This is a genomic window from Pseudomonas sp. FeS53a (assembly GCF_000931385.1).
GTDB lineage: Bacteria > Pseudomonadota > Gammaproteobacteria > Pseudomonadales > Pseudomonadaceae > Metapseudomonas > Metapseudomonas otitidis.
This window is the reverse complement of record NZ_JYFT01000005.1, coordinates 42,922-68,800: the sequence shown is the minus strand read 5'-3', so window position 1 is coordinate 68,800 and position 25,879 is coordinate 42,922. Positions and strand designations below refer to the sequence as shown.

The window sequence follows — 25,879 nt, the reverse complement described above, 5'->3', positions numbered from 1 at the left end:
CCACCCCGTGCCAGTGGTCAGATGCGCGCCGTTCCAGGTGTCTCACGCCGCCGCGCGTGAGGTGAAACGGGAAGCCGGTGCGTCCATCAGGACCAGTCCGGCGCTGCCCCCGCAACGGTAAGCGAGCGCTGCATTCGATACGCCACTGTGCCCACGGCATGGGAAGGCGAATGCGGCGTGATCCTCGCAAGCCCGGAGACCGGCCTGGAGCATCGATAGGCAAACCCGCGGTGGGCGGGCACGGGCCGGTTTCTCGCACGGGTGCACGCGCCCGCGCGCGCCTTTGCATTCCCTCCGGGCTCCATTCATTCCTGACGTGATAGGAACGACATGTCCCGTACCTTCAGCTCCAACGCTCCGGCGAGCGCCGCCTTCGGCCTGCTCGCGCTGTCCATTTCCTTCTCCCTGCACGCCGAAGACGGCACCCTGGCGCTACCGGCCACCGCCGTCACCGGCCAGGCGGACGACATCGCCATCCGCCTCGACACGCCCGTGCCCGCCGGCTCGCGCCTGGGCCTGTCCGCCCTGGAAACCCCGGCCAGCACCAGCGCCATCAGCGGTGACGAGGTGCGCGCACGCAACAACGCCACCGTGCAGGACGCCGTGACCCGCAGCCCCGGCATCACCCACATCGGCACTCCCGGCAACGGCGGCACCGCCCTCTCGGCCCGGGGCTTCACCGGCCACGCCTCGGTGATGCAGCTGTACGACGGCACGCGCTTCTACACCGGCATGGGCACCACCACCTTCCCCACCGACCCATGGATGGTCGAGCGCATCGACGTGATCCGTGGCCCGGCCTCGGTGCTCTACGGCGAAGGCGCCACGGGCGCGGTGATCAACGTGGTGCCGAAGAAGCCCTTCGACGGCGAGATCCGCAACCGCCTGCGCCTGGGCTACGGCTCCGACGACCGCCAGCAGATGGCCCTGGACAGCGGCGGCTCGCTCACCGACACCCTCAGCTACCGCCTCAACCTCAACCGCGAGGCCAGCCACGGCTGGATCGACCGGGGCGACTCGAAAAACCTCGGCCTCAGCGCCGCCCTGCGCTGGCAGGCCAGCGACGCCCTGGCCTTCACCCTCGCCCACGACCAGGGCGACCTGCAGCCGATGAACTATTTCGGCACCCCGCTGATCGACGGCCATCTGCGGGACAGCCTGAAAGACAAGAACTACAACCTGCACAACGCCGAGCTGCACTACAACGACCAGTGGACCCGGCTCGTCACCGACTGGACGCCCAGCGAAGGCTTCAGCGCCAGCAACCAGCTCTACCACATCAAGAGCCGCCGCTACTGGCGCAACGCCGAGGCCTACACCTGGGACGCCGGCCGGGGCCAGCTGGAGCGTGCCGAGCAGCTTCGCATCAAGCATGAACAGGAGCAGATCGGCGACCGCCAGACCTTCACCTTCGACCATTCGTTGTTCGGCCTCGACAGCCGCACCCTGGTGGGCGGCGAGTTCAACCGCATCCGCTTCGACCTGCTGAACAACGCGCCCTACACCGACATCGGCGGCGACTACGTCGACCCGTGGAACCCGGCCCCCGGCTACTACCAGAGCGCCTCGGCCTACCGCCCGCACTCGCGCAGCGAAACCCGCACCGCCGCCCTGTTCGCCGAGAACCGCACTCAACTGAGCGAGCGCTGGTCCGTGGTCACCGGCCTGCGCCGCGACCAGAACCACATCGACCGCACCGACCTGCGGGCCAACAGCCGCAGCGACCGCAGCATCCAGGGCGGCAACTGGCGCGCCGGCCTGGTGTTCGCCGCCACCCCGCAGCTGTCCTTCTACGGCCAGTACTCCACCAGCGAGGACGGCGTCAGCAACCTCATCACCCTCAGCCCCACCCAGCAGCAGATGGACCTGACCGAGTCGAAGCAGACCGAGTTCGGCCTCAAGCAGCAGTTCTGGGACGGGCGCGGCGAGTGGACCCTGGCCGCCTACCACATCGTCAAGAAGAAGCTGCTCTCCCGCGAATCGGTGACCCGCCCCACCCAGCAGATCGGCCAGCAGTCCTCCGACGGCCTGGAGGCGACCCTGGAACTGGCCCTGGAGCAGGGCTGGCACGTCTCGGCCAACGCCTCGCTGCTGCGCGCCGAATACGACGACTTCAACGAATCCGTCGGCGGCCAGCTCGTCTCCCGGTCCGGCAACCGCCCCACCGACGTGCCACGGCGCACCGCCAACCTCTGGGTGAGCAAGGCGCTCGGCCATGACCTGGACGCCGGCCTCGGCGCGCGCTACGTCGACGCCCGTTACACCGACGCCGCCAACACCGTCAACGTGCCCAGCTACACCGTGCTCGACGCCAACCTCGGCTGGCAGGTGCTGCCCGACACGCGCCTGGGGCTGGAGCTGAACAACCTGCTGGACCGCCGCTACGCCGTCACCCAGCAGAACGGCGGCCAGCAGTGGCTGCTGGGCCAGCCGCGTTCGTTCCTCGTCACCGCCGACTACAGCTTCTGAGGGTTACGCCATGTCCCGCCTGAACCTCCATGACCTGCACTGGGCCCCTGACGGCGCCCTCGCCGGCTGGTCCCTGGACGGTATCGGGCTGGACGTGGCGGAAGGCGAGTTCGTCGGCCTCATCGGCCCCAACGGCAGCGGCAAGAGCAGCCTGCTGCGCTGCATCTACCGCGCCGCCCGCCCCCACGGCGGCACGGTGCGGGTGGACGACGAGGACATCTGGCGCCAACCGCCGCGCTGGTGCGCACAGCGGGTCGCCGTGGTGCTGCAGGAGTTCCCCAGCGACTTCGGCCTCAGCGTCACCGAGGTCGCCGCCATGGGCCGCTCGCCCCACCAGGGGCCGTTCGACGGCGACACCGCCGCCGACCGCGCCCGGGTCAGCGAAGCGCTGCGCCAGGTGGCCCTGGAGGCCCAACGCGACACTCCGTTCGCCCGGCTCTCCGGCGGCGAAAAACAACGCGCCCTGCTGGCCCGCGCCCTGGTGCAAGACCCCGGCCTGCTGCTGCTCGACGAACCCACCAACCACCTCGACCCGCGCTACCAGCTGGAACTGCTGGCCCTGCTGCGCCGCCTGCGGCTGAGCACCCTGGCCAGCTTCCACGACCTCAACCTCGCCGCCGCCTTCTGCGACCGCCTGCTGGTGCTCGACGGCGGCCGCCTGGTGGCCAGCGGCACACCCGAAGCCGTGCTCACGCCGCAACGCCTGCTGGAGGTGTTCGGCACCCCCGCGCTGGTGGACCGCCACCCCATCGGCGGCCACCCGCGCATCACCTGGATCACCCCCACATGAAAAGCCGCTCCCTCGCCCTTGCCGCCCTGCTGCTCGCCGGCAGCGCCCAGGCCACCCAGTACCCGGTGACCATCACCAGCTGCAACCGCCAGGTGGTGTTCGAGCACGCCCCCACCCACGCCGTCAGCCAGGACGTGAACCTCACCGGCATGCTGATCGCCCTCGGCCTGCGCGAGCGCATGGCCGGCTACAGCGGCGTCAGCGGCTGGAAGACCCTGGACCCGAGCCTGCGCGAGGCCCTCGCCGGCCTGCCGGAACTGGCCCGCAAGTACCCCTCGGTGGAAACCCTGCTGGCCGCCGACACCGACTTCTTCTTCGCCGGCTGGAACTACGGCATGCACGTGGGTGGCGACGTCACCCCCGCCACCCTCGCACCGCTGGGCATCCCGGTGTACGAACTGAGCGAGTCCTGCGCCCACGTCATGCCCCGCGAGGCGGCCAGCCTCGATGACCTCTACCGCGACCTGGAGAACCTCGGCCGCATCTTCGACGTCGAGCCCCGCGCCCAGGCCCTGGTGACCGGCCTCAAGGCCCGCGTGGCGGCGGTGGGCGAACGCCTGGCCGGCGTCGCCGAGCGGCCCCGGGTGTTCCTCTACGACAGCGGCGAAGACCGCCCCTTCAGCAGCGGCCGCCTCGGCATGCCCCAGGCCCTGATCGAAGCCGCCGGCGGGCACAACCTGCTCAGCGACCTGGCCGCCAGCTGGACCCAGGTCAACTGGGAAACCGTGGTAGAGCGCGACCCGCAGGTGATCGTCATCGTCGACTACGGCGAGCGCAGCTGGCAGCAGAAGCGCGACTTCCTGCTGGCCCAGCCGGCCCTGGCCGGGGTCACCGCCATCCGCGAGCGGCGCTTTCTGGTGCTGCCCTACCTGGACGCCACGCCCTCGGTGGAGAACGCCGCCGCCATCGAAGCCCTCGCCGCCGGGTTGCACCCGCAGGTGTTCGCCGGGGTCGCCCGGTGAGGCCGTTGCGCTCGGCCGGCGCCTTCCGCCTGCTGCTGGCGGGGCTGGCCGCGTTGCTGGCCCTGTCGCTGGTGGCCGCCCTCGGCTTCGGCCCGGCGCGGCTGCCCCAGGAGCAGGTCTGGGCCATCGTCGGCGAGCGCCTGGGGCTGCTGCAGCGGGGCGACTGGAGCGACGGCCAGGCCAGCATCGTCTGGCTGATCCGCGCCCCACGGGTGCTGCTCGGCGCCCTGGTGGGCGCCGGCCTCGCCCTGGTGGGCAGCGCCCTGCAGGCCACCACCCGCAACCCGCTGGCCGACCCGCACCTGCTGGGCGTCAGCTCCGGCGCCGCCCTCGGCGCGGTGCTGGTGGTGCTCTACCTGGGCGAGTTCGCCGGCCACCTGAGCCTACCCCTGGCGGCCTTCGTCGGCGCCCTGGCGAGCACCGCCCTGGTGCTGGCCATCGCCAGCCGCCACGGCCGCCTGGAGAGCGACCGCCTGTTGCTGGCGGGCGTGGCGGTGTCCTTCCTGTGCATGGCGCTGGTCAACCTGCTGCTGTTCCTCGGTGACCCGCATGCCGCCAGCTCGGTGCTGTTCTGGATGCTCGGCGGGCTCGGCCTCGCCCGCTGGGAGCTGCTGACCCTGCCGGCCATCAGCCTGGCCCTCGGCCTGGCGCTGCTGATGGCCCAGGCGCGCGGCCTGAACGCCCTGATGAGCGGCGAAGACACCGCCGCCAGCCTCGGCTTCGAACCCCGCCGGGTGCGCCTCTGGGTGTTCCTCTGCGCCTCGCTGCTGACCGGCGTGCTGGTGGCCCTGAGCGGCGCCATCGGCTTCGTCGGACTGATGCTGCCGCACCTGGCGCGCCGCCTGGTGGGCGCCGAGCACCGCCGCCTGCTGCCCACCAGCGCCCTGCTCGGCGCGCTGTTCCTGGTCTGGGTGGACGTCGGCGCCCGCACCCTCGCCGCTCCCCAGGACCTGCCCATCGGCATCGCCACCGCCGCCATCGGCGGGCTGTTCTTCGTCGGCCTGCTGCGCCGCCGCTGACGCACCCTCCCCGTAGCCCGGACTTCAGGCCGGGAAGCGGCAGCACACAACCCTGGCTGAAGCCCAGGCTACGGACTGAGCCAACCCCACGTAGCCCGGACTTCAGTCCGGGAGCAGGCAGCACACCACCCTGGGCTGAAGCCCAGGCTACGACCTGCACCGCCCTCCACGTAGCCCGAACTTCAGCCCGGGAACTGGCAGCACGCAACCCTGGGCTGAAGCCCGGGCTACGGCCTGCCCCCCACGTAGCCCGGACTTCAGTCCGGGAGCAGGCAGCACACATCCCCGAGCTGAAACCCGGGCTACGACCTGAGCCGACCCCACGTAGCCCGGACTTCAGTCCGGGAGCAGGCGGCACACAATCCCGGGCTGAAGCACGGGCTGCGGACGGCACCCACATACCCGCAAACGACAACGCCGGCCCCGGGGCCGGGGCCGGCGTTGTCGTGGGTGCGGGTGTCAGAGGTGTTCGCTGCGGACATTCACCAGCAGGTTGCGCCCGGCCCCCAGGCCGAAGGCGGTGGCTGCCAGGCTGACGCCGACGAAGATGAAGCCCACCGCGCTCCAGCCGTGGGTCAGGTCGTGCACCACGCCCACCGCCAGCGGGCCCATGGCGGCCAGGGTGTAGCCCACGCCCTGGGCCATGCCGGAGAGGTTGGCGGCGACGTGGGCGTCCCGCGAGCGCAGGACGATCAGCGCCAACGCGATGCTGAAGGTGCCGCCCTGCCCCAGGCCGAGCACCACCGCCCAGCCCCAGATGCCGCCCAGGGGCGCATAGAGCATTCCCATCAGTCCCGCCAGGGTCATGCCCATCACCAGCACCACGGCCAGACGCTGGTCCCGCGCGCGGGTGGCCAGCCAGGGGGCGCCGAGGGCGCTGACTAACTGGGTCATCACCGAGCCGGACATCACCAGCCCGGCTTCCACGGCGGACAGCCCGCGGTCGATCAGGATCGACGGCAGCCAGCCGAACACGATGTAGGCCAGGGAGGACTGCAACCCCATGTACAGGGTCACCTGCCAGGCCAGCGGGTCACGCCAGAGGCCGCTCACCCGGTAGGCCTGGCGGCCGGCATGGGCGGACTGCCGCGCCTGGGGCAGCCACACCAGCGCCGCGAGGATCGCCGGCAGCGCCCAGAAGGCCAGGGCCGGTTGCCAGGCGCCGTCCAGCACACCGGCCAGGGGCACGGTGGCCCCGGCGGCCAGCGCTGCCCCCAGGCACAGGGCCATGGTGTAGACGCCGGTCATGAGCCCGGCGATGTGGGGGAAATCGCGCTTGACGATACCTGGCAGCAGCACGCCGATGATGCCGATGCTGGCACCGGCCATGACGCTGCCGAGGAACAGCCCGGCCAGGGGGAACAGGCTGCGCAGGACGATGCCGCCAGCCAGGACGAGGAGGATCAGCAGCACCGTGCGCTCGCTGCCCAGGCGCCGCGCCAGGATCGGCGCCAGCGGGGCGAACAGGCCGAGGCAGAGCACCGGCAGGGTGGTCAGCAGACCGGCCCCGGAGGCGGAGAGCCCGGTGGCCTCGCGCACCATATTGAGCATCGGCGCCAGGCTGGACAGCGCCGGGCGCAGGTTCAGGGCCACCAGCACCAGCCCCACCAGCAGCAGGGCGGCGCCTCCGGCGATGGCAGAGGGCGCGGGCTCGTCGTCGGCCTCGGCGTCGATCAGCAATTCCTCCGGCGGGCAGGCCGGCGGCGTGTGGGAGGGGGAATCGTGGGCAGGCATGGCAAGGCAACTCCAGGAAAGGGCAAACGTCAGATCAGCAACGCACGGTTGGCCGCAGCGGCGGCGTCCGCGTCTTGTCGTTCGATGGCGTCCAGCAACTCGCGGTGCAGGTCGAAGCACGGCTGCGCGCGGTCGGGATCGGAAATGGTGCGCTCCAGGCCCACGCGGATGACCTGGGAGAAGTAGCGGTACAGCTCGCTCAGCACCGGGTTGTGGGCGCTGTCCACCACCCGCTGGTGGAACACCAGGTCGTGGTCGATGTAGTCCTGCAGGTCTTCGTAGCTGGAGCGTGCGGCGGAGGCCGCCAGGGCTTCGCGCAGGGCGATGAGGTCTGCCTCGGTGCGGCGCAGGGCCGCCAGGCGCGAGGCCTCGATCTCGATCATGCCCCGCGCCTCGAGCGCCTGCTCCACCGAGCTGCGGGCCAGGGCCTGCATGGTGGACAGCGGGTCGGCGCAGGCGCGCACGTAGGTACCGTCGCCCTGGCGCACTTCCAGCACGCCGGAGAAGGTCAGCACCCGCACCGCTTCGCGCACGGTGTTGCGGCTGATGCCGATGATCTCCGCCAGCTCGGGTTCGGGCGGCAGGCGTTGGCCGAGCGGCCAGGTGCCGTCGTCGATGCGCTGGCGGATCTGCTCCAGGGCGATATCCACCAGGGAACGCTTGAGGGCCGGTGCGGACATGGCAGACATCCAATCATCCGATGAATTTCAGGGGTGCGCAGGCTAACGGCCCCAGGGCGGGTTCGCAACCCCGGATATCCTTGCGATCCAGGCAATACTCATTATCTACAACGGTGATTTTTCGCCTCCCGGGGGCATTGGTAGCCTGCTCAGCATCCCGTCACCACTGCCCCGGGGGCCTCATGAAACCCACTCACATCCTGGCGCTGGCCCTTGCCCTTGCGGCCCTCGTCCTCAGCGGTTGTGCCAGCCAGCCGGAACCGCGCCCCTACACCGACGCCGAGATCAAGCAGTTCTCCCTGGAGATGCTCAATCGCGCCGGGTTGCCCTACGAGGACTACGAGAAGGTCCGCCAGGCGCTGATGAACCCCAATCCGCGCGTTTCCAGCGCCCGTCGCGACTACGAGCCGGCCTTCATCCGCAGCACCGAGGGTTGAGCCCTTCAGGCCGGAACACCGCGTACCTGGAAGGTCTTGCGGTAGGCCGCCGGCGGCATGCCGATGCGCTGCTGGAACAGCCGGCGAAATGAATTGCTGTCCTCGTACCCCACCTGGAAGGTGATGCGTTCCAGGCTCAGCCGGGTGGTCTCCAGCAGGTGCTTGGCCTGCTCCAGGCGCAGGGTCTGCAGGTACGCCAGCGGCGAGTAGCCGGTGGCCTCCTTGAAGCGCCGCTTGAAGTTGCGCGTGCCGAAACCGAAGCGCTGCGCCAGTTCGTCGATCAACACCGGCTCGGTGTAGTGCGCCTCCAGCCAGTTCTGCACCTGCAGCACCTTGGCGTCCCCATGTCCCTTGGGCGTCGACCACATGACATAGGCCGACTGCCCGGTGCGCACGCTGTCGATCAGCAGGTAGCGGCCGCAGGTCTGCGCCAGCTCCAGGGAGGCGAAGCGCCGGACCACGTGCAGCAACAGGTCCATCGCCGCGCTGGCGCCGCCACTGGTCATCACGTTGCTGTCCTCGCAGAGGATCAGCGTCTCGTCCAGCAACACCTCGGGGTAGCGCCGCCGGAACAAGCCGGCAAAGGCCCAGTGGGTGGTGGCCCGCCGCCCTTCCAGCAACCCTGCCTCCGCCAGCAGGAAGGCCGCCGTGCACATCGAGGCCACCGTCGCGCCTTCGGCATGGCGGGCCTGCAGCCAGGGCACGTAGCGGTCGAAACCGGGCAAGGCCTCGCGCAGGGTGAAGATGAAGCCCGGCACCAGCACCAGGTCGGTCCGCTCGATGCTGCCCAGCGCCGCCTGCACCGCGACCCGATGCCCGCCGAGGGTGGTCACCTCCCCGCCATCCAGGGACACGCTCACCACCTCGAACGGCGGTTCGCCTTCAGCCAGCAGGTTGGCAGCGCGCAGCACCTCCAGGGCGAGGAAGGTGCTGGCGGCAGAACAGTAGTCGGTGACGAGCAGGGTGACGTGCATGGCGGTGCTCTTGCAGGTTTCGCATGGAATATGTCATTTGCGCACCTGTCCGAACAGGGGGCATGGCTCTAGATTGCGCGGGTCTTCCCCAATCGGTCCGACCTGCCATGAATCTCTGGTTCCGCCTGCTCCTTATGCTCCTCCGCCGCCCCTGGCGCAAAGCCGTCCACGGCCTCGACACCACCGTCATCCGCATGCGGGTCTGGCCGCTGGACCTGGACTTCAACCGTCACGTCAACAACGGCCGCTATTTCACCCTCGCCGACGTCGGGCGCATGGACTTCGTGCTGCGCAGCGGCGCCTTCCGGGTCGCCCTGCGCCACCGTGCGCTCCCGGTGGTGGGCGATATCTGGGGCAAGTTCCGCCGCGAGCTGCGGCTGTTCGAAGCCTTCGAGGTCCACACCCGCCTGCTGGGCTGGGACGAGAAGTGGACCTTCATGGAGCACCGCTTCGTCAAGGACGGCCGGGTGCTCGGCGTGGTGATCATGCGCGGCCTGTTCCGCAGCCCCAAGGGGCCGGTTGCCCCCGGTGAGTTCGTGCAGGAGCTGGGCGTTTCCGCCGAGTCCCCCACCCTGCCCGACTGGCTGGCGGACTGGTCCACCAGTTGCGATGGCCTCAGCCAAGGCCTGCGCCAGGAGGAAGGGCGGGAGGGCTGAGGCTCAACCCCGCGCCATGCAGCATGGCGAGGCGCTCCCCCGCCTCGCCACCCCCGCTCAGCCGCGCTGCACCAGCAGAGGCGCGAGCACCTGCTCGGCCAGGGTCCGCAGGTAGTCGTCGCTGATGGCGCCCTGGCTGAGAAAGTGGCGAATGTAGAGCGGCCCCACCAGCATCTCCACCACCACTTCCGGATCGACCTCCCCATGCAGCTCGCCCCGCGCCACGGCACGTTCAAAGACGGCCCGGTGGGCGGCGGCGCGCTTGCTCCAGTACAGCCGGATCAACGCGCGGTTGGCGCCCTCCCCGCTCAGGCTGAAGGCCTGGCCCACCAAGGTGGCTCCGAGGGGATCGCAGAGGAAGGCGCGGGTGCCCTGCAGCAGCAGGCTCACGTCCCCCATCAGTGAGCCGCTGTCGGGCACCGGCACCAACTGGTCCACGTAGCGATTGGCGGTGAAGGCGATCAGTTCGTTCACGTCCGGCCAGCGCCGGTACACCGAGGCCACGTGAACGCCGGCACGCTTGGCCACACGCGGGATGGAAAAGGCCACGGCGCCGTGCTCACGCAGCTCGTCCCGCGCGGCGGCCACGACCTGCTCCAGCACACGGGCACTGCGCCCGCCGGTGCGAATGCGCTTGGGAGGCGCACCAGGGGGCTCCTCGACATAGGGAGGGGGTTCTTTCATCGGGTGGTCCATTCGGTCTTCTCTGGGCAGCGGGTGAAGGGTGGTCCGGGGCGGGGTGGATTTCAAACAGCGGGCTCGGACCTGCCCCTGGCTTTTTCGGGCGCGCGGGCAGGCGCCCCGCCCCGCAGGGCCAGGCACCATGCTAGCCGGGTCCCGCTCAAACACTGCCGTGGGTCAAGGAAAGGCGAAGTAGCGTCAGGAAATGTCAGTAAAACAATGTGAGATATGTCGCACAAATTAAGGCGAATTCATATGCTTTACGCACAAGACCAACACCCCTAGGCGCTCTGTGAAGAGTTGTCAGACGCTCGGGCACCGCTACCCCGCCGCACAGACGGCAGCACAGGAACCTGTGCAGAAGGAGCCGCCGCTTCACTGAAATCCGTTCCATCCACAGGGCAGGCCGAAGGGGGCCAGAACGTGTCGCCCGACACACCACCTTTGCATTATCTGGGGAAACACCATGTGGATTAGACAAATACGGATCGGCCTTCGCTCGGCTCTCGCCTTCTCGACGCTGGGGCTGCTGCTGGTACTGCTGGGGCTGATTGCGCTGTACCAGATGAACCGAATGGATGACATGAGCGCCGAGGTCGACACCAACTGGCTGCCCTCGATCATGGCGGTCAATGACATGAGCGCCGCCAGCTCCCGTATCCGTGCCATGACCTTGCGCTACGCCATCGTCCAGGGCGACTTCCGTGGGACCACCCTGACCAGCCTGCAGAAGGCCGAGAGCGCCCTGGAGACGGCCGAGCGTCGGTACGAACCGATGATCGCCTCGCCCGACGAGCGCCGGCTGTATGACGCCTACAAGGTCGCCAGGGACCGCTACATGGAGCAGTCACGCCTGACCGTCTCCCAAACCCAGGCCGGCAACAGCGAGGAGGCACGCCACACCGTGGAGCAAAAGCTCGGTGACTACGCCGAACAACTGGCCAATGCCCTCGGTGAGCTGGCCCGCATCAACAGCGAAGGGGCCAAGCGCGCCTCCGCCGCAAGCGATGCCACCTTCGACAATGCCGTGACCCTGGTGATCGTGGTGATCGCCATCGCCGTGGTGCTGACCATCCTGCTGGCGGTGATCTTCACCCGCAGCATCATCCTCCCGTTGGCCCAGGCCGTGGACGTGGCGCGCGTGGTCGCCTCCGGCAACCTGACCCACCGCATCGAGGCCCAGGGCCAGGACGAGCCGGCCCACCTGCTGCGCTCCCTGCAAGAGATGCAGACCAGCCTGCGCAGCACCATCCAGCACATCGCCGACTCCTCCAGCCAACTCGCCTCGGCCTCGGAAGAACTGCACGCGGTGACCGAGGACTCTACCCGAGGCCTGCACCAGCAGAACACCGAGATCGAGCAGGCCGCCACCGCCGTCAACGAGATGACCACGGCCGTGGAAGAAGTGGCGCGCAACGCCGTCAGCACCTCGGAAGCCTCCAAGCAGGCCGACCACACCGCTCGCAGCGGCCGTGAGCAGGTGGGCCAGGCCGTCAACTCCATCGCCCAACTCGCCGGGGACGTGGCCAACACCTCCAGCAAGGTGGAAGAACTGGCCGACAACGTGCGCGACATCAGCCAGGTGCTGGCGGTGATCCGCTCCATTGCCGAGCAGACCAACCTGCTGGCGCTCAACGCCGCCATCGAGGCTGCCCGCGCGGGCGAGCAGGGTCGTGGCTTCGCCGTGGTGGCTGACGAAGTGCGGGCCCTGGCCCACCGCACCCAGCAGTCGACCCAGGAAATCGAGCAGATGATCAACACCATCCAGCAGGGCACCAGCCAGGCGGTCACCTCGATGCAGTCCAGCCGCGAGCGGGTCGACTTCACCCTGGAAGTCGCCCGCGCCGCCGGTGCCGCCCTGGACGAGATCGCCCTGGCCATCTCTTCCATCAACGAACGCAACCTGGTGATCGCCAGCGCCTCCGAGGAGCAGGCCCACGTGGCACGGGAAGTGGACCGCAACCTGGTGAACATCCGCGACCTCTCGCTGCAGACCTCCGCCGGCGCCGATCAGACCAGCGCCGCCAGCCAGGAGCTGTCGCGCCTGGCCATCGACCTCAACGGCGTGGTGCAACGCTTCCAGCTCTGAAGCCGCAACAAGGGGGGCGTGCAGCCCCCCGACAACCACCGGTCGGAAATTCAAGCCACCAATTTAATGGCGCCGGAAAAACGCCACCCAAGAGCTATACAAAGAGCAAGCTTGTACAACCCTGATGCAGGCCGCCCTCCCTCGCCGAGCGTGCCCGTCAATCCAGCCCCATCATTTGATCGGGGCCCAACTGACGGTTTCAGTGATGACCGACACGAGCCATTGAAGGCCCAGCAGGACGTTCTCGCTGAGGAAAAGTGACATGACGTCGTCTAGTTTTTCTCGGCGTATGCAACGCCAAGGAGAAGACAGCATGTGGCTCAACCGCAAGAAGGAACCCACTGAAGGCTTGGTCACAGAAGCGCTTGAGCTCGCTTCGATCCGCAGAGCCATGGCGATGATCGAATTCACACCCGACGGCATCATCCTCGATGCCAATCCCGCCTTCCTCGATGTGGTCGGCTACCGCCTCGACGAAGTGGTCGGGCAGCACCACCGCATGTTCTGCGCCCGCGAATTTGCCCATAGCAGCGCCTACCAGCAGTTCTGGGAGCGCCTGCGCAAGGGCGAGCGCTTCAGCGACCGCTTCGCCCGGCTGGCGCGCGACGGACGCGAAGTATGGCTGGAAGCCACCTACATGCCGATCCAGGACGCTTTCGGGCACACCCTCAAGGTGCTGAAGATCGCCACCGACATCACCGCCCAGGTGGAGGCCGAGCACCGCCACGAGAGCTACATCAACGCCATCGGCCGCTCCATGGCGGTGATCGAATTCAACCTCGCCGGCGAGGTGGTATCCGCCAACCGCAACTTCCTCGAACTCATGGGCTACCGGCTGGAGGACATCCTCGGCAAGCACCACCGCATGTTCTGCGTCGACGAAGACACCCGGGGTGATGAGTACCGGCAGTTCTGGGCCCGCCTCAACCAGGGTGAATTCCTCTCCGACCGCTATCGCCGGGTCACCCGTGACGGCCGCGTGGTCTGGTTGCGCGCCACCTACAACCCGCTGTACGACGCCAACGGGCGCCTCTACGGCGTGGTCAAGTTCGCCAGCGACATCACTGCCCAGGTGGAACGCCGCAACGCCGAGGCCGCCGCCGCCCAGCTGGCCCACGATATCGCCATGGAGACCGACGTCACTGCCGCCCAGGGCACCCAGACCGTGGCCCGCACCGTCGACGTGGTCACCGAGATCGCCACCAACCTGGGGACGGTCGCCGACCAGATCGAGGGGCTGAACAAGCAGTCCGAGCAGATCACCAGCATCGTCCAGGTCATTCGCGGCATCGCCGACCAGACCAACCTGCTGGCCCTCAACGCCGCCATCGAAGCCGCCCGCGCCGGTGAGCAGGGCCGTGGCTTCGCCGTGGTGGCCGACGAGGTGCGCCAGCTCGCCTCCCGCACCAGCCAGGCCACGGTGGAGATCAACAGCGTGGTGCAGCAGAACCAGAACCTGGCCCGCAGCGCGGTGAGCAGCATGAGCACCACCCAGGACCGCGCCCGGGAAGGGGTCCAGCTCGCCAACCAGGCCGGCGAAGTGATCCGCGAAATCCGCAGCGAGTCCCACCGGGTGGTGGATGCCGTCGCGCAGTTCTCGGTGACCTTCGCCGACTGAGCCGCACACGCCGGTCGGTGCTTGCCATGGCCAGTGCACGGGTGCAGAGTCGCGATCGCCCCAGGAGCGACACCATGCTGAATACACCCGACCTGCCGCTGACCCTCTACGTCGACCTCGCCTGCCCGCTCTGCGCCCGCGAGGCCCATTGGCTGGCGCGCCACGCCGACCCGGTACGGCTGCGCCTGGTGGACATCAGCGCCGTCGACTTCGACGAACAAGGAGCCGGCCGCAGTCGCCAGGAGCTGGGAGATCGCCTGCACGCCCGCAGCGCCTCGGGGCAGTGGTACACGGGCGTCGATGCCACGCTCTGGAGCTGGCGTGCCGCCGGCCTGTACCGCTGGGCCGCACCGCTGGCCTGGCGGCCCTTGCGGCCGCTGTTCAAGCTCGGCTATGGCCTGTTCCGCCGCCTCCGTCCGCACCTCACCTGGCTGCCCCACCCGGATGGCAGCCGGCGCTGTGCCGGCCAGTGCGAGCTGCCCCCGAGCCCCCACGACAAGCCCTGAAGCCAGCTAGCTGCCCCCCTTCTGCAGGGGCTGCTGGGCAGCACGACAGCAGTGAACCGCGCAAAAAAAAGAGCCGCCAGGAGGTGGCGGCTCGAAGCATGTCCGGTTGTCCCGTGTGGCACCGGACACGTGGTGGAACAGCGATCAGGAGAGGAGCCGGAGGCCCAGGAGAGGGAGGTCGCCTTTTCCGCATCCTTGGGGCCAAGACTAGGGCCCGCAATGTCAAAACGATGTCACACCTGCGTGAAGAATTCGTCGGCCACTACTTTTTTTCAGCAGAGCCCTCGTGGCGCAGTTCCAGCACCCGATTGCGACCCTGCTCGGCCAGCAGGTAGCGGCCGGGTGCGACTTCCACCAGGGTCTGCGCCGAGCGCAGGTGATCCAGCACCACGCGCGGTTCATTCTTGCGGTCCCAGAGCAGCAGGCGCGCCTGGTGGGTGGCGTCTTCGCTGATCCACAGCCCCTCGCCATTGCACAGCAGGTAGCCCGGCTGGCGCAGCTGGTCGAGCACCACCGGGTCGCTCGCCTGCTCCAGGCGCAGGGCATGGACGATGCCTTTCTGCTTTTCGGAGTAGTACACCTGCCCGTCCGGGCACACCGCCACGCCCTCGCCCTCTTCCAGGCCGTCGCGCAGGGTGCTCACCTCGCCGGTGGTGGGCGCGTAGCGCAGCAGCCGCCCGTCGCCCTTGCGATCCTCGATGGCATAGAGGTGGTGGCCGTCGGTGGCCAGGCCTTCCACGTTGATGGCCGTGAACAACACGTGAACCACACCGTCGGCCAGCCACAATACCGGGTGCTCGCCCTCCTCCTGGCTGAAGGCGATCCCGCCGCGGTACTGCACCATGCCGTCGGGCTTCGACAACCCTTCCTCCAGCTCCAGGCTGGTACCGCCGGAGAGGCTGCGCAGGAGACGTCCCTGCCCGTTTCCCAGCTCCTCGCTGAGGTAGGCGCCACCTGCGCCATCGGGTAGCAAGGCGCTCACCTTCTCCAGCCCCGAGAGGCTGACGCGGAAGGTCCAGCCCTCGGCAGCCGTGACCGGGTAGAAATGCCGCCAGGCCGGAATGCACAGGCCAACCAGCAGCACCAGCGCCACGCCCGCGAACAGCGCGCGTCCGTAGCGGTTCCAGGATTCAGCCATGGCCATGGGCCTCCTTGTCGGTTGCCGGGATCAGCCCTCGAGGCTGACCGTGAAACAGCTCCCTCGCCGAGGTTCTGAACGGACGTCAACCCGCCACCCCTGCTGCTCGCAAATGCGCCGCACCAGGGACAGCCCCAGGCCGAGCCCCTCACCCCGCGCCCGCTCGCCCCGCACGAAGCTCTGGAAGATGCGTTCCTGCTCGGACTCGGCGATGCCTTCCCCGGTGTCCTCCACGCGAAACCCGGACGCCACCAGCACCAGGCGCACGCGGCCCTTCTCGGTGTAGTGCAGGGCATTGCGCAACAGGTTGGACATCACCGTCCTTAGCAGGGGCGCCTCGTAGCGTCCAGCCGGCAGCCCCTCCTCCACCACCTCGAAGGCCAGGCCCTTGGCGGAGAACTGCACAGTCCATTGCCGTGCCTGCTCGGCCGCCAGGGCATCCAGCGCCACGCTCTCGCCGGTGCGGCAACCGTCCTCGCGGTTGCGCGCCAGGCGCAGGAAGGTCTGCACCAGGTCGTTCATCTCGCCGCTGGCCCGGGCAATGCGGGCCACCTGGCCACGCTCGGCGCGGCTCAGGTGCTCGGTGGCCTGCAGCAGTTCGCAGGAGGTGATGATGATCATCAGGCCGGTACGCAGCTCATGGCTCACGTCACTGGTGAACAGTCGCTCGCGCTCCAGGGTCTCGCGCAGTTGCCCAAGGGTCTCGTCGAAGGCCGCTGCCAACCGCCCCACCTCGTCGTCGGGGTAGTCCGGCGCCAGGCGCGGTGCCAACGGCAACAGCAAGTCGCGGTGACGCACCTGCCGGGCCAGGCGCCGCACCGGCGACATCACCCGTCGCGCCAGCAGCCGGCCCAGGCCCCAGGCGCCCAGCACGCTCAGGGCGAACCCGGCGGCCACCACGGCGAAGAGCATGTGCTCGCGAGCCTCGAACTCGTGCTGCTCCTCCACCAGCATGTCCACATGGTCGGCGTGGGCACGCTTGAACACGTAGTAGGCCTCGTCACCGGCCACCCATTCGGAGAAGCCTTCCGGCAGGTCGACGAAGCGCGCCGGCAGGCTGCCGTGCCCGCCCTCGGAGCTGTAGAAGCGGGTGCTGGCGTCGATGCGCGCTGCCTGGTCATAGCTGACCTCTCGGCGCATGGCGAAATCCAGCTCGCGGCTCATTTCCTCGGAGACCAGGTTCTCTTCGAGGCAGTGCACGATGCCGACGATACCCAGGGAGAACAGGCCGCTGACGAGCAGCGTCATCACCACGAAGGCCAGGACGATGCGCCGCTCCAGCGGCTGCTTGCTGGGGGCCGGCATGGATCAGCCGGCCCGCGCGCGAAGTACCACGATCACGCCCCCGCGCCTGCCAGGGTCGAGCCGGCCTGGCGGACCCGGCAGCCGGCGAACAGGTCCAGCCCGTCGTTGTAGGCCGTGGTCTGCAGCTGCAGCAGGCCGAGCAGGGAATGGAACAGGTTGTCCTGGCTCAGCGGCTTCTCGCGGTCCTTGGCCAGGCAGCCGGTGTCCAGGCCGAAGTCCTGGGTGTAGCTGTCGGAGAACCAGGCCAGCAGCGGCACATGCTTCTGCTGGTCCGGTGCCAGCACATAGGGCGTGCCGTGGAGGAACAGGTTGTACTCGCCCAGGGACTCGCCGTGGTCGGAGAGGTAGATCATCGCGGTGTCGAGGCGATCCTGGTTGCGGCGCAGGATGTCGATCAGGCTCGCCAGCACATGGTCGGTGTAGACCAGCGTGTTGTCGTAGGCATTGACGATGCTCTCCTGGCTGCAGTCGTTCAGCGCGTTGCTGCGGCACACCGGGGTGAAGGTCTCGAACCCCTGCGGGTAGCGCTTGTAGTACTCCGGCCCATGGCTGCCGGCCTGGTGCAGCACCAGCACGGTGTCGCCCTTGAGCTGGTCGATGTAGGCCTGCAGGTCGCGCAGCAGGATCTCGTCGCGGCACTCGCCGTCGCGGCACAGGTCAGGGTCCTGGCGGTGGCTCAGGTCCACCTGGTCGACGCGGTCGCAGGCGCCCTTGCAGCCGGACTGGTTGTCCCACCAGCTCACCGTCAGGCCGGCGCGCTTGAGCACGTCCAGCAGGCCTTCCTGGGTGCGTGCCTGGGTGGCGTCATAGCCGGCCCGCCCGAGGTTGGAGAACATGCAGGGCACCGATACGGCAGTCTCGGTCCCGCAGGAGTGCACATTGGTGAAGCCCAGCAGACCGCTCTCGGCACGCAGCTTCGGCGTGGTGTCACGGGCGTAGCCCAGCACCCCGAAGTTGTCGGCCCGGGCGCTCTCGCCCACCACCAGCACGGTGAGGGACTTGCGCTGGTGCCCCACCCAGGCAGAAGACTTGCGGGCATCGGTGGCGATGCTGCGCAGCGGCTCCTGGGCGGTGGCCAGCTGCTCGCGCACGTAGCCGAAGGACGCATTCAGGTAGTTGCTCGGCACCACCAGCAGGCGCAACTCGTGGTGATTGCGGAACAGCGAGGCCAGGCCCTGGTAATTGACCAGCGCCACCCCGCCCAGCACCGCCACCGACCCCACCGCCAGCACCACCTTGCCCACCAGCTCGCGGCGCAGCGAGCGGTGCCGCACCGGCACCTTCCACAGCAGCCAGCTGGGCAGCACGCCCAACAGCAGGATGTGCAGCAGCAGGCTCAGGGACATCAGCCCGTGCACTTCCTTGATGTCGGTCTCGGCCACGTTGCGCAGCATGTTGGCGTCGATCATCACGCCGTACTGGCCCATGAAATAGGCGACCCCGGAGCTGACCATGAACAGCACGATCAGCACCGGCTTGAATACCCAACGGAACGACAGCAATGCCAGCACGAAGCTGAAGATGGACAGCACCATCACCCCGAAGGCGACCCGCAGGCCGATGCCACCGGCACCCGCCGGAACGATGCTGGAGAGGTGGGACCAGAGGGGGTAGTTGTACAGCGCCAGCAGCAGCACGCTCGCCAGCAGGGCCAGGCTTTCGGGGCGGAAGGAGAGGTTCTTGAACATCGGTAGGCTCACGCAGCGAAGGGATCGTCCCTGTCGATTCGCCAGCGAGAGTAGAAAGCGCGATATCAAAAGTTCGTGAATTAAACCTTGGCAAATTGTCGAGGACGCCCTGCCAGCCAGCGCCCTTCACGCTTTTTTCAGGATTGCTTGACCCGCGCTTGACGCAATGACCCGCAGCATCGCCTCGCACCCTGCCATTCGCAGGCCCCTTCGCGAGGACACCACGCCGATGAACAAGCTTCCCCAGATCACCCTGGCCTTCTGGGTGATGAAGATCTGCGCTACCACACTCGGCGAAACCGCCGGCGACCTGCTGTCAATGACGCTGGACGTCGGCTACGCCATCAGTTCGATGATCCTCATCAGCCTGTTCCTCGTCTCCCTGGTCACCCAGCTCCGCGCCCGCACCTACAACCCGGCCCTGTACTGGACAGTGATCCTCACCACCAGCACCGCCGGCACCACCATGTCCGATTTCATGGACCGCACCCTCGGCCTCGGCTATGCCAGCGGCTCGGCGATCCTCATCTCGCTGCTGCTTGGCGTCCTGGCAGTGTGGCGGTTCAGCGAGAAATCCCTGTCGGTGGACCACATCGACAGCCGTCGCGGCGAGCTTTTCTACTGGATCGCCATCCTCGTCTCCAACACCCTCGGCACCGCCCTGGGCGATTACCTGGCCGACGACTCCGGCCTCGGCTTCGCCGGCGGTGCCCTGCTGATCGGCAGCCTGATCGCCGCCGTGGCGCTGGCCTACTACTTCACCCGCCTGTCCCATGTGCTGCTGTTCTGGCTGGCCTTCGTCCTCACCCGCCCGTTCGGCGCCACCCTCGGCGACGTCCTCACCAAACCCCACGCCAAGGGCGGCCTGGACTTCGGCACGGTCGGCTCCTCGGCGATCCTCGCCGGCGTGCTGGTGGTGCTGGTGGTCATCGCCATCCGCGCGCAACGGCAGCAGCCCCTGCTGCAGGCCATCCCCCTGCAGGACAGCCCGCCTCGTTGAGGGCGGTCGCCCACTCGCAACAAGGCGCGCCGCTGACTGGCAACACGCCATCTGCAAGCAGCCGCTCCGCTCGCGCAAGGCTCACCCCAGGGTGGGCCTTGTGTCGTTCATCAGACGTTGTAGTCCGCCGGCGGCGGTGGCAGTTGGCTGAGGAGTTCGTGCAGGCCGGCGGCCCAGTCGCGGCGGATGCCCTGGTAGTACTCGTCGTCTTCGGTGACGCGGTAGCCCACCGGGTGGATGAGGCTGTCGGTGTGGTAGACCAAGAGGTCCAGCGGCATGCCGACGGAGAGGTTGCTTCGGATGGTGGAGTCGAACGACACCAGGGCGCAGCGCAGGGCCTCTTCCAGGCCGGTGCGGTAGGTGAGGTTGCGGTCGAGGATGGGCTTGCCGTACTTGCTCTCGCCCAGTTGCAGGAAGGGGGTGTCTTCGGTGGCCTGAATGAAGTTGCCCTGGGGGTAGATGCTATACAGCGCCGGCGGCTGGCCGGCGATCTGCCCGCCGACGAGGAAGGAGCAGGTCAGGTCGGTGTTGCCCGCCAGCGGTGCGCCGTCCCGGGCCACCACCTCGCGGATGGTCTCGGCCACCAGGGCGGTGGCGTCGTACAGGGTCGGCACGCTGTCGAGGTTCACCAGGGTGCTGCCCAGGCGCTGCTTGAGCAGGTTGACCACCGACTGCGAGGTGGCCAGGTTGCCGGCGCTCTGCAGCACGATCAGCCGCTCGCCCGGCACGCCGAAGGTGAACAGCTTGCGGAAGGTGGCGATGTGGTCGATGCCCGCGTTGGTGCGGGAATCGGAGACGAACACCAGGCCATCGGCGAGGTGCATGGCGACGCAGTAGGTCATGTCAGGCTCCTGTTGTTGTAGGCGCCCCGCCCTGCCCATGTTCGGGCGGCATTCCCGGCTGGTGGCCTGCCGGGTGGCAGGCGGGCAGTCAAAAGCCGGGGTGCGGCGGAGCGTCGGGGGACCGCGTTACTGCTGTTCCTGGACCATCAGCAGCGGCGGCGGGTCGAGGTCGACCCGCGCGTGCATCTGCTCCCCGCCGCCCCGGCGCATCCCGCGCACGGGGCAGGCGTCTAGGTAGTCCAGCCCCACCGCCAGCTTCAGGTGGCGTTCGGGGCGGGACAGCCGGTTGGTGACGTCGAAGCTGTACCAGGCCCCCTCCAGCCAGGCCTCCGCCCAGGCATGGCTGACCAGTTGGCTGTCGCCGTCGCGGTACAGGTAGCCGGAGACGAAGCGGGCCGGCACACCGAGGGTGCGGGCGCAGGCGAGGAAGGCGTGGGTGTGGTCCTGGCAGACGCCGGCACGCCCGGCGAAGGCTTCGGCAGCGGTGCTGTCGACGGCGGTGACGCCGGCCTTGTAGGGCATGTGTTCGTGCAGGGCCTCCATCAGGGTGATGAGCCCGTCGCGCCCGGTGTTGGCCGGGCAGCGCTGGTGGGCGAAGGCACGCAGGGCCTCGTCCGCTGCGGTCAGCCGGGTGCTGCGCAGGAACGGCAGCGCGGACTGCGGGTCGTGCTCGGCTTCGCGGCTCTCGTCGATCTCCACCTGGCCACGGGCACCGATGACGATGGCCTCATGGGGCTCGTCCAGGGTCAGCACGTGGAGGATGTTGCCGTACGGGTCCAGCTGCGCGCGCACCGGGCGCGGCAGGTCCAGCTCCCAGCTCAGCACGTGCTGTCGCTCGCTGTCGTGGGGGGTCAGGCGCAGGTACTGGATGCTCGCGCGAACCTGGTCGTCGTAGCGATAGGTGGTTTCGTGGCGGATGGACAGTTTCATACGGCCTCCAGGTAGGAACTGTGGATGGCTCTGGCCAGCTGGCGAACCAGCAGGATGAAGTCGGTGAGCCAGCCGTGCAGGCCCTCACCGAGGATTTCGTCGATGCTCGTGTAGCGCAGGCGGGCGTCCAGCTCGGCGGCGAGCCGCTGGGCCGGGCGGCCGTTCTCGCCGGGCAGCCCGGAGAGGATCAGGTTCAGCTCCTCCATGCAGGCCCGCAGCGAGCGCGGCACGTCGGGGCGCAGCAGCAGCAGTTCGGAGACCTGGCGGGTGCCCGGGGAGCCCCGGTAGACCTCGTTGTAGGCCTCGAAGGAGGACAGCGCCCGCAGCAGCGCACTCCACTGGTAGTAGCCGCGGGCGGAGGTGTCGCTGACCTGCTCGGCGTCCTCGCCGAGCATTTCGTAGCGGGCATCGAGCAGGCGCAGGGTGTTGTCGGCCCGTTCGATGAAGGTGCCCAGGCGAATGAAGCGGTAGGCGTCGTGGCGCATGATGGTGCCGAAGGTGGCCCCCCGGAACAGGTGGGAACGCTCCTTCACCCAGTCGCAGAAACGCTTGATGCCGTAGCGGCCGAGGCCTTCGGCGGCGATGCCGCGCATCTCCAGCCAGGTGGCGTTGATGTTCTCCCACATGTCGGCGGTGATGCGCCCGCGCACGGCGTGGGCGTTGGTTCGCGCGGCTCGCAGGCAGCTGTAGATGCTGGCCGGGTTGTCGGCATCGAGGGCGAAGAAGTGCAGCATGCGCTCGGCGTGCAGCTGCCCGTGGCGGGTCAGGTAGGCGTCCAGCGTGCCGGTGATCAGCAGCGGCATGGCCAGTTCTTCCAGCCCGTCGCCACGGCCATCCTGGGGCATCAGCGACAGCGAGTAGCTGACGTCCAGCATGCGGGCGAGGTTCTCGGCGCGCTCCAGGTAGCGCGACATCCAGTACAGGTCGGAGGCAGTACGGCTCAGCACGGTCAGTCCTCCACGATCCAGGTGTCCTTGGTACCACCGCCCTGTGACGAGTTGACGACCAGGGAGCCCTCGCGCAGCGCCACCCGGGTCAGCCCGCCGGGCACCAGCCGGGTTTCACGGCCGGAGAGCACGAAGGGGCGCAGGTCGATGTGGCGCGGGGCGATGCCCTTCTCGACGAAGGTCGGGCAGGTGGACAGGCACAGGGTGGGCTGGGCGATGTAGGCGTCGGGACGGGCCTTGAGGCGCTCGCGGAAGGCCTCGATCTCGGCCGCCGTGGCGGCCGGCCCGACGAGCATGCCGTAGCCGCCGGAGCCCTGGGTTTCCTTGACCACCAGTTCGGGCAGGTGGGCGAGGACGTGGGACAGCTCCTCCGGCTTGCGGCATTGCCAGGTGGGCACGTTGCGCAGGATGGGCTCCTCGTCGAGGTAGAAGCGGATCATGTCGCCGACATAGGGGTACACCGACTTGTCGTCGGCGACGCCGGTGCCGATGGCGTTGGCCAGCACCACGTTGCCGGAGCGGTACGCGGCCAGCAGGCCGGGCACGCCGAGCATGGACTCGGGGTTGAAGGCCAGGGGATCGAGGAAGGCGTCGTCCAGGCGGCGGTAGATCACGTCCACCGGCTGCGGGCCGGAGGTGGTGCGCATGAACACGCGGTCGTCACGCACGAACAGGTCGGCGCCTTCCACCAGTTCGACACCCATCTCGCGTGCCAGGAAGGCGTGCTCGAAGTAGGCACTGTTGAAACGACCGGGGGTCAGCACCACCACGCTGGGGTTGTCCAGCGGGCTGGAGCTCTTGAGCGTTTCCAGCAGCAGGTTCGGGTAGTGGTCGATGGGGGCGACGCGCTGGGCGGCAAACAGCTCGGGGAACAGCCGCATCATCATCTTGCGGTCTTCGAGCATGTAGCTGACGCCGCTGGGGGTGCGCAGGTTGTCCTCCAGCACGTAGTAGGTGCCGTCGCCGTCGCGCACCAGGTCGACCCCGGCGATGTGGGCGTAGATGTCGCGGTGCAGGTCCAGGCCCTGCATGGCGATCTGGTAGCCCTCGTTAGCCAGCACCTGCTCGGCGGGGATGATCCCGGCCTTGATGATGCGCTGCTCGTGGTAGAGGTCGGCGAGGAACAGGTTCAGCGCCTTGACGCGCTGGATGCAGCCCCGCTCGACCACGCGCCATTCGCTCATGGGGATGGCGCGGGGGATGGTGTCGAAGGGAATCAGGCGCTCGGTGCCCTGCTCGTCCCCGTAGAGGGTGAAGGTGATACCGGCCCGGTGGAACAGCAGGTCGGCTTCGCGCCGCCGCTGGGCAAGCAGTTCTTCGGGGGTTTCGGCCAACCAGCGGGCGAACTCCCGGTAGTGCGGACGGCAATTGCCGCTCGCGTCGTACATCTCGTCATAAAAGGTGCGGGCCATGCCGGACTCCTTGTCGCTACCGACCACCGAGCCGTCGCAAGCGCCGTGCCAGCGACGAAAATCCTTCCCGATCAAGCAGTTGCAACCAGGCCGAAAATTACCTGCACCACAGCGGTGCAGCCCTGGGAGCGGATCGGGACGCCGCGCCCCGTTTGGCGGCGGCTTGAAGCTAGGACGGTGGGGATCGCCGCTGCGTTCCGTCTTTTTGCGCGGCAGGAAGGAGTCTAGGTCACGCCCGCCGGGCTGCCCGGGGAGAGGACGGAAGGTGGCTGCGCCACCCTGTCGCAGGGAGCGGGGCGGCGAGCCGCCCCGTGGGCATCAGGCGCGTTCGGGGAAGGCCAGGTCGAGCCAGTGGCGGTAGAAGCCTTCGGCCACCTGGTTCAGCTCGGCGACGCGCCGGGGCAGGTCATCCAGCATCACCTGGCGGGGTTGCTGGCTGGGCTGGGTCTCGTCCAGCAGGTGGGCCCAGTCGGTGAGCCAGAGGCGTACCAGCTCCTCGGTCATCTCCGGGTGCCCCTGCAGGGCGAGGATCTTGTCCCCCCAGGAGAACCCCTGGTTTGGGCACCAGGGGCTGTCGAACAGCCAGCGCGCGCCTTCGGGCAGGTCGAAGGTGTCGCTGTGCCACTGGTAGACCGGGAACTCCGCCGGCAGGTGCGCCGTCCAGGGGCTGCCCTGGGCATCGGCGCGTTGCTCCAGCGGCTGCCAGCCGATCTCGGTGTAGGGCATGCGGTGCACAGCCGCGCCCAGGGCACGGGCCAGCAACTGGCCGCCCAGGCAGTGGCCGATGACGGGGATGTCGCGGGCGATGAAATGGCGCAGGGCGGCCAGCTCGGTGTCGATCCAGGGCAGCGGGTCGTTGACGCTCATCGGGCCGCCCATCACCGCGACGGCCCGGGGCCGGTCGAGGTCGATGCCGTCCAGCTCGCCATGGTCGGCACGCAGGACGCTGTAGGCGATGCCTTCGCGCTCCAGCACGGTGGCCAGGTGGCCGGGGGAACAGAAATCAGCGTGGGTGAGAATCAGGATATCGGTCATGGGGTTGCCTCCGTCGGCGGAGTCTGAGGCAAAGCCCCCGGCTCGGTCGAGGGGACGCTCAGGCCCTCCTCGGCCCGGCACCCAGGGCGATGGCGACCAGCACCAGCGTCATGCCCAGCAGGCGGCCGGCCTCCAGCCCTTCTCCCAACAGGCTGATACCGACCATGGCCGCTCCAACGGGCATCAACCCGGTGAAGAGGCCGGCGACGCCTGCCGCCACCTCGCGCACGCCGCGATACCAGAGCAGGAAGGACAGCACGCTGGCACTGAGCGCGTAGAACACCAGCCACGCCCAGGTGGTGGCGGATACGGCGGGAAGATCCAGGGCCAGTGCCTCGAGCACGGCGAGGGGCAGGAACAGCACGAGACCGGCGAGGTTGACCCCTAAGGCCATGGCCCAGGGGTGCAGGGAAAGCGACAGCCGACGGGAATAGATGGCGAAGATCGCCTCGGCGAACACGGCCCCCAGCACCAGCAGGTTGCCCAAGAGGGACCCCAGCCCCTGCTGTCGGCCGTCCGGCAGGTTCAGTACGCCGATGCCGCCTGCAGCCAGGGCGATGGCCAGCGCCACCCGCCTGCCAATGGGCTCGCGCAGCCACAGCCAGCCCAGCAGCGCAACGGCACAGGGCGTGGCGCTGGTGATGATCCCGGCGCTGGTGGCGCTGGTGTGCTGCACGCCGTAGAGCATCAGGAGGCTGAACAGGAAACAGCCGAAGAACGCCTGGAGGAACAGGCCCCGCGCCGCGCGCCGGTCCAGCCCCTGGCGCACCCGGTGCAGCCCCATGCCCGGCAGCAACACGAGGGTGGCGATGAGAAAGCGCAGGCCGGCGAACAGGAATACCGGGACTTCAGCCAGCACCAGCTTGCCGATGGCGATGTTGCTCCCCACCAGGAGCATGGAGCAGGACAGGCAGAGGTAGGCGAACCAAGGCATCGTGGCAACATCCTTGCGGGCGCGGAGCACGGC

The 25,879-nt window shown here is 68.6% G+C and carries 23 protein-coding genes, 1 pseudogene and 1 riboswitch; of the genes and pseudogenes, 11 read left to right on the top strand and 13 right to left on the bottom strand.

Annotated elements, in window-relative coordinates; translation table 11 throughout:
- The first annotated feature begins 18 nt into the window (after positions 1–18).
- Positions 19–222: riboswitch (cobalamin riboswitch) on the top strand.
- Between the two features lie 108 nt (positions 223–330).
- From SZ55_RS01780 to SZ55_RS01765, 4 genes are read left to right on the top strand one after another with little or no spacing between them, the layout of a single operon-like run.
- Positions 331–2,469, top strand: coding sequence for a TonB-dependent receptor (locus SZ55_RS01780; protein ID WP_044400344.1), 2,139 nt, complete (start codon positions 331–333; stop codon positions 2,467–2,469).
- A 10-nt stretch (positions 2,470–2,479) separates the two neighbouring features.
- On the top strand, positions 2,480–3,259 hold the full coding sequence (locus SZ55_RS01775; protein WP_044400340.1) for an ABC transporter ATP-binding protein: 780 nt from the start codon (positions 2,480–2,482) through the stop codon (positions 3,257–3,259).
- Entirely contained in the window at positions 3,256–4,221 is a 966-nt protein-coding gene (locus SZ55_RS01770; protein WP_044400338.1) for an ABC transporter substrate-binding protein, read from the top strand. The genes SZ55_RS01775 and SZ55_RS01770 overlap by 4 nt, the downstream gene beginning before the upstream one ends.
- The gene (locus tag SZ55_RS01765) at positions 4,218–5,240 is read left to right on the top strand and encodes a FecCD family ABC transporter permease (protein ID WP_152644419.1); all 1,023 of its coding nucleotides are present in this window, start codon (positions 4,218–4,220) and stop codon (positions 5,238–5,240) included. The genes SZ55_RS01770 and SZ55_RS01765 overlap by 4 nt, the downstream gene beginning before the upstream one ends.
- A gap of 459 nt (positions 5,241–5,699) precedes the next feature.
- Here the strand turns inward: SZ55_RS01765 and SZ55_RS01760 are convergent, their stop codons facing one another.
- Entirely contained in the window at positions 5,700–6,974 is a 1,275-nt protein-coding gene (locus SZ55_RS01760) for a CynX/NimT family MFS transporter (RefSeq protein WP_044400332.1), read from the bottom strand.
- A 29-nt stretch (positions 6,975–7,003) separates the two neighbouring features.
- Positions 7,004–7,654, bottom strand: a complete 651-nt coding sequence (locus SZ55_RS01755; RefSeq protein WP_044400329.1) for a FadR/GntR family transcriptional regulator — start codon at positions 7,652–7,654, stop codon at positions 7,004–7,006.
- 182 nt (positions 7,655–7,836) lie between these two features.
- Here SZ55_RS01755 and SZ55_RS01750 point away from each other — a divergent pair, with 182 nt between their 5' ends.
- Entirely contained in the window at positions 7,837–8,091 is a 255-nt protein-coding gene (locus SZ55_RS01750) for a hypothetical protein (protein ID WP_044400326.1), read from the top strand.
- 5 nt (positions 8,092–8,096) lie between these two features.
- Here the strand turns inward: SZ55_RS01750 and SZ55_RS01745 are convergent, their stop codons facing one another.
- Complete coding sequence (locus SZ55_RS01745) at positions 8,097–9,065, bottom strand: GlxA family transcriptional regulator (protein ID WP_044400324.1); 969 nt, start codon at positions 9,063–9,065, stop codon at positions 8,097–8,099.
- 107 nt (positions 9,066–9,172) lie between these two features.
- On the opposite strand from SZ55_RS01745, the gene SZ55_RS01740 reads away from it, so the two are divergent.
- Complete coding sequence (locus SZ55_RS01740) at positions 9,173–9,721, top strand: thioesterase family protein (RefSeq protein ID WP_044400321.1); 549 nt, start codon at positions 9,173–9,175, stop codon at positions 9,719–9,721.
- A gap of 57 nt (positions 9,722–9,778) precedes the next feature.
- On the opposite strand, the gene SZ55_RS01735 is transcribed toward SZ55_RS01740, so the two are convergent.
- Complete coding sequence (locus SZ55_RS01735; RefSeq protein WP_044400317.1) at positions 9,779–10,405, bottom strand: TetR/AcrR family transcriptional regulator; 627 nt, start codon at positions 10,403–10,405, stop codon at positions 9,779–9,781.
- Positions 10,406–10,868: 463 nt separating this feature from the next.
- Between SZ55_RS01735 and SZ55_RS01730 the strand changes: the two genes are divergently transcribed.
- The 4 genes and pseudogenes from SZ55_RS01730 to SZ55_RS01720 all read left to right on the top strand — a co-directional run bounded on the left by SZ55_RS01730 (position 10,869) and on the right by SZ55_RS01720 (position 14,615).
- On the top strand, positions 10,869–12,491 hold the full coding sequence (locus SZ55_RS01730) for a methyl-accepting chemotaxis protein (protein ID WP_044400314.1): 1,623 nt from the start codon (positions 10,869–10,871) through the stop codon (positions 12,489–12,491).
- A gap of 262 nt (positions 12,492–12,753) precedes the next feature.
- Positions 12,754–13,566, top strand: a pseudogene (locus tag SZ55_RS28945) (PAS domain-containing protein); the annotation flags it as partial.
- Positions 13,567–13,617: 51 nt separating this feature from the next.
- On the top strand, positions 13,618–14,109 hold the full coding sequence (locus SZ55_RS28940; protein ID WP_236692380.1) for a methyl-accepting chemotaxis protein: 492 nt from the start codon (positions 13,618–13,620) through the stop codon (positions 14,107–14,109).
- A 74-nt stretch (positions 14,110–14,183) separates the two neighbouring features.
- Positions 14,184–14,615 (top strand): thiol-disulfide oxidoreductase DCC family protein, encoded by a 432-nt coding sequence (locus SZ55_RS01720; protein ID WP_044400308.1) that lies wholly within the window; start codon positions 14,184–14,186, stop codon positions 14,613–14,615.
- A 262-nt stretch (positions 14,616–14,877) separates the two neighbouring features.
- Here the strand turns inward: SZ55_RS01720 and SZ55_RS01715 are convergent, their stop codons facing one another.
- The 3 genes from SZ55_RS01715 to SZ55_RS01705 are packed head-to-tail and all read right to left on the bottom strand — an operon-like array spanning position 14,878 to position 18,746.
- Entirely contained in the window at positions 14,878–15,753 is an 876-nt protein-coding gene (locus SZ55_RS01715; RefSeq protein WP_052807511.1) for a hypothetical protein, read from the bottom strand.
- Between the two features lie 30 nt (positions 15,754–15,783).
- Positions 15,784–17,058, bottom strand: coding sequence for a sensor histidine kinase (locus tag SZ55_RS01710; RefSeq protein ID WP_044400305.1), 1,275 nt, complete (start codon positions 17,056–17,058; stop codon positions 15,784–15,786).
- A 32-nt stretch (positions 17,059–17,090) separates the two neighbouring features.
- On the bottom strand, positions 17,091–18,746 hold the full coding sequence (locus tag SZ55_RS01705; protein ID WP_044400302.1) for a phosphoethanolamine transferase: 1,656 nt from the start codon (positions 18,744–18,746) through the stop codon (positions 17,091–17,093).
- Positions 18,747–18,975: 229 nt separating this feature from the next.
- Here SZ55_RS01705 and SZ55_RS01700 point away from each other — a divergent pair, with 229 nt between their 5' ends.
- Complete coding sequence (locus SZ55_RS01700; RefSeq protein WP_044400299.1) at positions 18,976–19,746, top strand: COG4705 family protein; 771 nt, start codon at positions 18,976–18,978, stop codon at positions 19,744–19,746.
- Positions 19,747–19,856: 110 nt separating this feature from the next.
- Here the strand turns inward: SZ55_RS01700 and SZ55_RS01695 are convergent, their stop codons facing one another.
- From SZ55_RS01695 to SZ55_RS01670, 6 genes are all read right to left on the bottom strand, one after another.
- Positions 19,857–20,588 carry a proteasome-type protease gene (locus SZ55_RS01695; protein ID WP_044400296.1) on the bottom strand — a complete coding sequence of 244 codons (732 nt, stop codon included), beginning with the start codon at positions 20,586–20,588 and terminating at the stop codon, positions 19,857–19,859.
- 126 nt (positions 20,589–20,714) lie between these two features.
- Positions 20,715–21,518, bottom strand: a complete 804-nt coding sequence (locus SZ55_RS01690; protein ID WP_044400293.1) for a transglutaminase family protein — start codon at positions 21,516–21,518, stop codon at positions 20,715–20,717.
- The gene (locus SZ55_RS01685) at positions 21,515–22,465 is read right to left on the bottom strand and encodes an alpha-E domain-containing protein (RefSeq protein WP_044400290.1); all 951 of its coding nucleotides are present in this window, start codon (positions 22,463–22,465) and stop codon (positions 21,515–21,517) included. Before SZ55_RS01685 ends, SZ55_RS01690 begins: the two co-directional genes overlap by 4 nt.
- A gap of 2 nt (positions 22,466–22,467) precedes the next feature.
- The gene (locus SZ55_RS01680; RefSeq protein WP_044400287.1) at positions 22,468–23,877 is read right to left on the bottom strand and encodes a circularly permuted type 2 ATP-grasp protein; all 1,410 of its coding nucleotides are present in this window, start codon (positions 23,875–23,877) and stop codon (positions 22,468–22,470) included.
- Positions 23,878–24,195: 318 nt separating this feature from the next.
- Positions 24,196–24,912 carry a type 1 glutamine amidotransferase gene (locus SZ55_RS01675; protein ID WP_044400284.1) on the bottom strand — a complete coding sequence of 239 codons (717 nt, stop codon included), beginning with the start codon at positions 24,910–24,912 and terminating at the stop codon, positions 24,196–24,198.
- Positions 24,913–24,970: 58 nt separating this feature from the next.
- Positions 24,971–25,846, bottom strand: a complete 876-nt coding sequence (locus SZ55_RS01670) for a DMT family transporter (RefSeq protein WP_044400281.1) — start codon at positions 25,844–25,846, stop codon at positions 24,971–24,973.
- Between the last annotated feature and the right edge of the window lie 33 nt (positions 25,847–25,879).

Excerpts from the sequence above, each read along its gene's own strand:
- SZ55_RS01720 (WP_044400308.1), top strand. The coding sequence starts at position 14,184 with ATGCTGAATACACCCGACCTGCCGCTGACCCTCTACGTCGACCTCGCC.
- SZ55_RS01750 (WP_044400326.1), top strand. The coding sequence starts at position 7,837 with ATGAAACCCACTCACATCCTGGCGCTGGCCCTTGCCCTTGCGGCCCTC.
- SZ55_RS01705 (WP_044400302.1), bottom strand. The coding sequence starts at position 18,746 with ATGTTCAAGAACCTCTCCTTCCGCCCCGAAAGCCTGGCCCTGCTGGCG.
- SZ55_RS01700 (WP_044400299.1), top strand. The coding sequence starts at position 18,976 with ATGAACAAGCTTCCCCAGATCACCCTGGCCTTCTGGGTGATGAAGATC.
- SZ55_RS01675 (WP_044400284.1), bottom strand. The coding sequence starts at position 24,912 with ATGACCGATATCCTGATTCTCACCCACGCTGATTTCTGTTCCCCCGGC.
- SZ55_RS01745 (WP_044400324.1), bottom strand. The coding sequence starts at position 9,065 with ATGCACGTCACCCTGCTCGTCACCGACTACTGTTCTGCCGCCAGCACC.
- SZ55_RS01690 (WP_044400293.1), bottom strand. The coding sequence starts at position 21,518 with ATGAAACTGTCCATCCGCCACGAAACCACCTATCGCTACGACGACCAG.
- SZ55_RS28940 (WP_236692380.1), top strand. The coding sequence starts at position 13,618 with ATGGAGACCGACGTCACTGCCGCCCAGGGCACCCAGACCGTGGCCCGC.
- SZ55_RS01715 (WP_052807511.1), bottom strand. The coding sequence starts at position 15,753 with ATGGCTGAATCCTGGAACCGCTACGGACGCGCGCTGTTCGCGGGCGTG.
- SZ55_RS01670 (WP_044400281.1), bottom strand. The coding sequence starts at position 25,846 with ATGCCTTGGTTCGCCTACCTCTGCCTGTCCTGCTCCATGCTCCTGGTG.
- SZ55_RS01730 (WP_044400314.1), top strand. The coding sequence starts at position 10,869 with ATGTGGATTAGACAAATACGGATCGGCCTTCGCTCGGCTCTCGCCTTC.
- SZ55_RS01780 (WP_044400344.1), top strand. The coding sequence starts at position 331 with ATGTCCCGTACCTTCAGCTCCAACGCTCCGGCGAGCGCCGCCTTCGGC.
- SZ55_RS01740 (WP_044400321.1), top strand. The coding sequence starts at position 9,173 with ATGAATCTCTGGTTCCGCCTGCTCCTTATGCTCCTCCGCCGCCCCTGG.
- SZ55_RS01775 (WP_044400340.1), top strand. The coding sequence starts at position 2,480 with ATGTCCCGCCTGAACCTCCATGACCTGCACTGGGCCCCTGACGGCGCC.
- SZ55_RS01760 (WP_044400332.1), bottom strand. The coding sequence starts at position 6,974 with ATGCCTGCCCACGATTCCCCCTCCCACACGCCGCCGGCCTGCCCGCCG.
- SZ55_RS01695 (WP_044400296.1), bottom strand. The coding sequence starts at position 20,588 with ATGACCTACTGCGTCGCCATGCACCTCGCCGATGGCCTGGTGTTCGTC.
- SZ55_RS01710 (WP_044400305.1), bottom strand. The coding sequence starts at position 17,058 with ATGCCGGCCCCCAGCAAGCAGCCGCTGGAGCGGCGCATCGTCCTGGCC.
- SZ55_RS01680 (WP_044400287.1), bottom strand. The coding sequence starts at position 23,877 with ATGGCCCGCACCTTTTATGACGAGATGTACGACGCGAGCGGCAATTGC.
- SZ55_RS01755 (WP_044400329.1), bottom strand. The coding sequence starts at position 7,654 with ATGTCCGCACCGGCCCTCAAGCGTTCCCTGGTGGATATCGCCCTGGAG.
- SZ55_RS01770 (WP_044400338.1), top strand. The coding sequence starts at position 3,256 with ATGAAAAGCCGCTCCCTCGCCCTTGCCGCCCTGCTGCTCGCCGGCAGC.
- SZ55_RS01735 (WP_044400317.1), bottom strand. The coding sequence starts at position 10,405 with ATGAAAGAACCCCCTCCCTATGTCGAGGAGCCCCCTGGTGCGCCTCCC.